This is a genomic window from Spirillospora sp. NPDC029432 (genome assembly GCF_040703975.1).
Lineage (GTDB): Bacteria > Actinomycetota > Actinomycetes > Streptosporangiales > Streptosporangiaceae > Spirillospora.
Genome location: NZ_JBEZWH010000142.1, coordinates 1 through 5,742, shown reverse-complemented (window position 1 = coordinate 5,742; position 5,742 = coordinate 1). Strand labels below are relative to the sequence as shown.

Genomic DNA, 5,742 nt, shown 5'->3' with positions numbered 1-5,742 from the left:
GCCGGAGGCGAGGTCGCGATGCCGAAGGCGAGCCTCGTCGCGATGCCGGAGGCGAGGCGGTCCTGGCCGCGGCCCGCTCCCGCCGCGCCCCCGCCCCGGACGTCCCGCCCTACGCGGCGCCGTACGCCGCCCAGGTCGCGACCCTGGACGCCCTCCTCGCCGAGCTGGCCCCCGGCGACTGGTCCACCATCGTGATCTACGACTGGACGGTCCAGGACGTGGTCGCCCACCTGGCCGCCGTGGACCGCCTCCTGCACGAGCAGCTCCGGAACGAGCACCCGGGCCCGGGCCCGACCGGCGGCGAGGCCGACGTGGACGCGCGCACCGCGAGCACGATCGCCTTCGAGCGCACCCGTACCCCCGAGCAGACCCGTACCGCCTGGCGCGCGGAAGCCCACGCCCTGTGCGCCGGCCTCCCCACGGCCGGGGAGGAGCGGCGGGAGGTCCGGCTGCGCTTCCCGGCGCCGCTGGACGGCGCGTTCGTCGCCCGCGCGTTCGAGACGTGGGTGCATTCGGCCGACATCGCGGCGGCCGTGGGGCGGAGCGTCCCGGATCCGCTGCCCCGGCACCTGCACGCGATGGCCGATCTCGGCGTACGGTCGCTGCCCGTGGCGCTGGCCATCCGGAGCGGCGGCGCCGAGGGGGCCGCGCGGGTGGTCCTGGACGGTCCCGGCGGCGGCGAGTGGCTCGTCCCGCTGGGCGGCGACGGGGCGGAGGCGGAGCCGGTCGTGACGCTGGAGCTGGGCGTCATGGAGTTCTGCCTGCTGGCCGCCGACCGGCGGGAGCCGGGTGCGGTACGGGCGGGCATCGGGGGCGATGTCGCGCTCGGACGGCGGCTGCTGGAGTCGGCGTCGGCGTTCGCCGGCCCCTGATCCTGCCCCTGACCCGGACCCCGGCCTTCCGGCCTGGGCGGGCCTGACACCACCTGTCCGGCTTCGCGGGCCTGACACCGGCTATTCAGGATTGTCGGTGTCGTGCTCTAGCATTCGGGCCGTGGACGAGATCGAGCTGAGCGCGGACGAGGTACGGCGGCTGCAACTGAGGGCCCAGGGACTGCTCGGGGCGCGGCGCGGGGGAGTGCCGGGGGTGCTCGAATCGCTGGGCGCCGTGCAGCTCGACACGATCTCCGTGCTGGCGCGCTCGCACGAGCTGGTGCCGTACGCGCGGCTCGGCCCCGTGGGTCGGGACGCGGTGGAGGCGGCCTACTGGGGCGACGGCGCCGGCTTCGAGTACTGGGCGCACGCCGCGTCGGTGCTGCCGATCGACGAGTGGCCGCTGTTCGCGTTCCGCCGCCGGGCGTTCCGCGAGCGCGGGTGGCGCTGGCACAAGGTGCCCGAGGGCGTCTGCGACCAGGTGCGGGACCGGCTGCGGGCGGACGGGCCGCTGACGACCAAGGAGCTGGGCGGGGCGAAGGCCGGCGGCGAGTGGTGGGACTGGAGCGACCACAAGATCGCGATCGAGTGGCTGCTGGACATCGGCGAGGTGGTCTGCGTCCGCCGGGTGGGCTGGCGCCGCGTGTACGACCTGGCCGAGCGCGCCGTCCCGAGTGATCTCCTCGACCGGGAGCCCGATGACGCGGAGTGCCTGCGGCGGCTGGTGGCGCGGGCCGGCCGCGCCCTCGGCGTCGGCACCCGCGCCGACCTGGCCGACTACTACCGGATCAGGACCGACCAGGTCGACGCGGCCGCCGCCGGGCTGGTGCCCGTCCGCGTCGAGGGCTGGAAGCAGGCCGCCTGGGCCGACCCCGAGGCGCTGGCGCGGCCGGTGCGGGGCAGGCACGCGACGACGCTGCTGTCGCCGTTCGACTCGCTGGTGTGGGACCGGGCGCGGACGTCCCGCGTCTTCGGCTTCGACCACCGGCTGGAGGCGTACGTGCCCAAGGCCAAGCGCGTCCACGGGTACTTCGCGATGCCGCTGCTGTCCGGCGGCCGGCTCCTCGGCCGGGTCGACCCGGCGCGCGAGGGCGGCACGCTGGTCGCGCGGCAGGTCTCGTTCGAGCCGTGGGCGGTGCGGTCGGCGGCGCGCACGGAGCGGACGGTGGCGGCGCTGCGCGCGGCCCTCTGGCGGGCCGCGTCCTGGGTGGGTTGTGACGCGGTACGGGTGGAACGGTGCGATCTCCCAGGAATCGCCGGAGCCCTCGCCGCCGACACGCCGTGAGAACGGCGGCGGCCACCGCCCTGGAAGGCGGTGGCCGCGGTACGCAGGTCGTATCGGCTCAGCCGTGCGGCGTGTCCTGCGGGTCGGTGTGGACGGGGCGGTCCAGCGTCTCGCCGAGCGGGCCGCCGCGGCGCTTGTCGGTACGGGATCCGAAGACCGAGTAGTCGACGATCTCGGGGATCACCCGGGGGGCGTCCACGACCACGTCGGAGAAGATGTGGACGAGCCCGGCCACGACGAATCCGACGGCGACGACCGCCGCGCCGACCCAGAACACCACCCAGTTCGGGCCGAGGCACAGGGCCACTCCGCCGATCGCGAACCCCGCGAACATGATGAACACGGCGACCCACGAGCTGGGCCGTCCGGCATGCGAGCCGTGCGACTCTTCTGACATGTTCCGCCCTCCCTCGATGTGCACTCACAGATCTTCCGCGCCCCGGGGGGATCAAACGGAAGGCGCAGTGGATTGCGTCGCGACGTGACCTAGACCATTCTGGGTCTCGCCTACGATGGGCATCGTACGTGTGGTGTGCGTGCCGCCTGGAGCGGTGACCCACGATCTGCAAGGAGCCTCCGAGAGTGCCGCCAGTCATCGATAAGATCCTTCGTGCGGGCGAAGGAAAAATCCTGCGCAAGCTCAAGAAGCTCGCGGATCAGGTCAACTCGATCGAGGAGGACTTCCTCGAGATGAGCGATGCCGAGTTGCGCGAGCTGACCGACAAGTACCGGGAGCGGATCGCCGACGGGGAGTCCCTGGACGACCTGTTGCCCGAGGCGTTCGCCACCGCCCGCGAGGCGGCCCGGCGGGTCTTGGGCCAGCGCCACTACGATGTGCAGGTCATGGGCGGCGCCGCCCTTCACCTGGGCAACATCGCCGAGATGAAGACCGGTGAGGGCAAGACCCTCACCTGCGTGCTCCCGGCGTACCTGAACGCGCTGTCCGGCGATGGCGTGCACGTGGTCACGGTGAACGACTACCTGGCCAAGCGCGACGCCGAGTGGATGGGCCGCGTCCACCAGTTCCTCGGCCTCGAGGTCGGCGTCATCCTCCCGCAGATGACGCCCGACGAGCGCCGTGCCGCCTACAACTGCGACATCACGTACGGGACGAACAACGAGTTCGGCTTCGACTACCTGCGCGACAACATGGCGTGGAGCCTGGAGGAGTGCGTCCAGCGCGGCCACCACTTCGCGATCGTTGACGAGGTCGACTCGATCCTCATCGACGAGGCCCGTACCCCGCTGATCATCTCCGGCCCGGCCGAGCAGAACTCGAAGTGGTACGGCGAGTTCGCCAAGATCGTCCCCCGGCTGAAGCGCGCCGAGCTGGTCAGCACCGCCGGCCAGGTCGACCAGTACGGCCCCGGCGACTACGAGGTCAACGAGAAGAAGCGCACGGTCGGCATCACCGAGTCCGGCGTCGAGAAGGTCGAGGACTGGCTCGGCATCGACAACCTGTACGACTCGGTCAACACGCCGCTGGTGAGCTTCCTCAACAACGCGCTGAAGGCCAAGGAGCTCTACAAGCGCGACAAGGACTACGTCGTCATGAACGGCGAGGTCCTGATCGTCGACGAGTTCACCGGCCGCATCCTGCACGGGCGCCGCTACAACGAGGGCATGCACCAGGCCATCGAGGCCAAGGAAGGCGTGGCGATCAAGGACGAGAACCAGACGCTCGCCACGATCACCCTCCAGAACTACTTCCGCCTGTACGACACGCTGAGCGGGATGACCGGTACCGCCCAGACCGAGGCGGCCGAGTTCAACAAGACGTACAAGATCGGCGTGGTGCCGATCCCGACGAACAAGCCGATGATCCGCGAGGACGTCGCGGACGTGGTCTACAAGACCGAGCAGGCCAAGTTCGAGGCGTGCGTCGACGACATCGCCGAGCGGCACGAGAACGGCCAGCCGGTGCTGGTCGGCACCACCTCGGTGGAGAAGTCGGAGCGGCTGAGCAAGATGCTCAAGCGGCGCGGCATCCCGCACCAGGTGCTGAACGCCAAGCACCACGAGCAGGAGTCGGCGATCGTCGCCGAGGCGGGCCGCAAGGGCGCCGTCACGGTCGCGACCAACATGGCCGGCCGCGGTACGGACATCATGCTCGGCGGCAACCCGGACTTCCGCGCCGACCTGGAGCTGCACCAGCGCGGCCTGTCGCCGCTGGAGACGCCCGAGGAGTACGAGTCGGCCTGGCCGGAGGCGCTGGAGAAGGCCAAGGACGCGGTCAAGGGCGAGCACGAGGAGGTCGTCGAGGCCGGCGGCCTGTACGTGCTGGGCACCGAGCGGCACGAGTCGCGGCGGATCGACAACCAGCTGCGCGGCCGGTCCGGCCGGCAGGGCGACCCGGGCGAGTCCCGGTTCTACCTGTCGCTGGAGGACGACCTGATGCGGCTGTTCAACTCCGCCCGGGTCGAGTCGATCATGACCCGGCTGAACATCCCGGACGACGTCCCGATCGAGTCCAAGATCGTGTCGAACGCGATCCGGTCGGCGCAGGCGCAGGTCGAGCAGCAGAACTTCGAGATGCGCAAGAACGTCCTGAAGTACGACGAGGTGCTCAACCGGCAGCGCGTGGTCATCTACGCCGAGCGCCGCAAGGTGCTGGAGGGCGCCGACCTGCACGAGCAGGTCCGCAACATGATCGACGAGGTGGTGGACGGCTACGTGGCCGGCGCCACCGGCGAGGGCTTCGCCGAGGAATGGGACCTGGAGAAGCTCTGGAAGGCGTTCAAGCAGCTCTACCCGATCTCGCTGGACGTCGACGAGCTGGTCGAGGAGGTCGGCGGCGAGATCTCCGGCCTGGACGCCGAGACGCTGGCCGAGAAGATCCGCGAGGACGCCCAGGCCCGATACGACGCCCGCGAGGAGGAGCTCGGCTCCGAGGTCATGCGGGAGCTGGAGCGCCGCGTGGTGCTGTCGGTCCTCGACCGCAAGTGGCGCGAGCACCTCTACGAGATGGACTACCTCCAGGAGGGCATCGGCCTTCGGGCCATGGCGCAGCGCGACCCGCTGGTCGAGTACCAGCGCGAGGGCTACGACATGTTCAACGCGATGCTCGACGGCATCAAGGAGGAGTCGGTCGGCTACCTCTTCAACCTCGAGGTCGAGGTGGAGGAGCAGCCCGAGCCCAAGGTGGGCGCGGCGCCGGTGTCGGTCTCCAAGACCGCCGCGAAGGACGCCGACGACGTCCCGTCCGAGGAGGCCGAGGCCGAGGCTGAGGCGCCGGAGGACGAGGACGAGGAGGCCGTGGAGAAGGCCCCGGTCGTCAAGGCGAAGGGCCTGGAGGACCGGAAGCGGCCGCAGAAGCTCGACTACTCCGCGCCGACCGTCGACGGTGAGGGCGGCGTCGAGCACCACAGCGAAGAGGCCGAGGACGAGTACGCCAAGGTCTCCCGCAACGACCCGTGCCCCTGCGGCTCGGGCAAGAAGTTCAAGCGCTGCCACGGCGACCCCCGCGGCAAGAAGTAGGGGCTCCAGCAGCAGGCGCGGCGGGGGGCCCGCCGGCGGACCCCACCGCGGCGCCCCCCTGTAATAAGGAAAAAAAAAAAAATAAAAAAAAACCCCCCCCCCCCCCCC

Annotated in this window: 4 protein-coding genes; 3 read left to right on the top strand and 1 reads right to left on the bottom strand. The window is 70.9% G+C overall.

What is annotated here, in order from left to right; all coding sequences use genetic code 11:
- Nucleotides 1–872, top strand: an 872-nt coding sequence (locus AB0881_RS41580; RefSeq protein WP_366626421.1) for a maleylpyruvate isomerase family mycothiol-dependent enzyme, incomplete at its 5' end; no start/stop codon positions are given.
- 121 nt (nucleotides 873–993) lie between these two features.
- On the top strand, nucleotides 994–2,157 hold the full coding sequence (locus AB0881_RS41575) for a crosslink repair DNA glycosylase YcaQ family protein (RefSeq protein ID WP_366626420.1): 1,164 nt from the start codon (nucleotides 994–996) through the stop codon (nucleotides 2,155–2,157).
- A 58-nt stretch (nucleotides 2,158–2,215) separates the two neighbouring features.
- On the opposite strand, the gene AB0881_RS41570 is transcribed toward AB0881_RS41575, so the two are convergent.
- Nucleotides 2,216–2,554, bottom strand: coding sequence for an HGxxPAAW family protein (locus AB0881_RS41570; protein ID WP_366626419.1), 339 nt, complete (start codon nucleotides 2,552–2,554; stop codon nucleotides 2,216–2,218).
- A 185-nt stretch (nucleotides 2,555–2,739) separates the two neighbouring features.
- Between AB0881_RS41570 and secA the strand changes: the two genes are divergently transcribed.
- Nucleotides 2,740–5,634 (top strand): preprotein translocase subunit SecA, encoded by a 2,895-nt coding sequence (gene secA / locus AB0881_RS41565; protein WP_366626417.1) that lies wholly within the window; start codon nucleotides 2,740–2,742, stop codon nucleotides 5,632–5,634.
- Nucleotides 5,635–5,742: the final 108 nt, after the last annotated feature.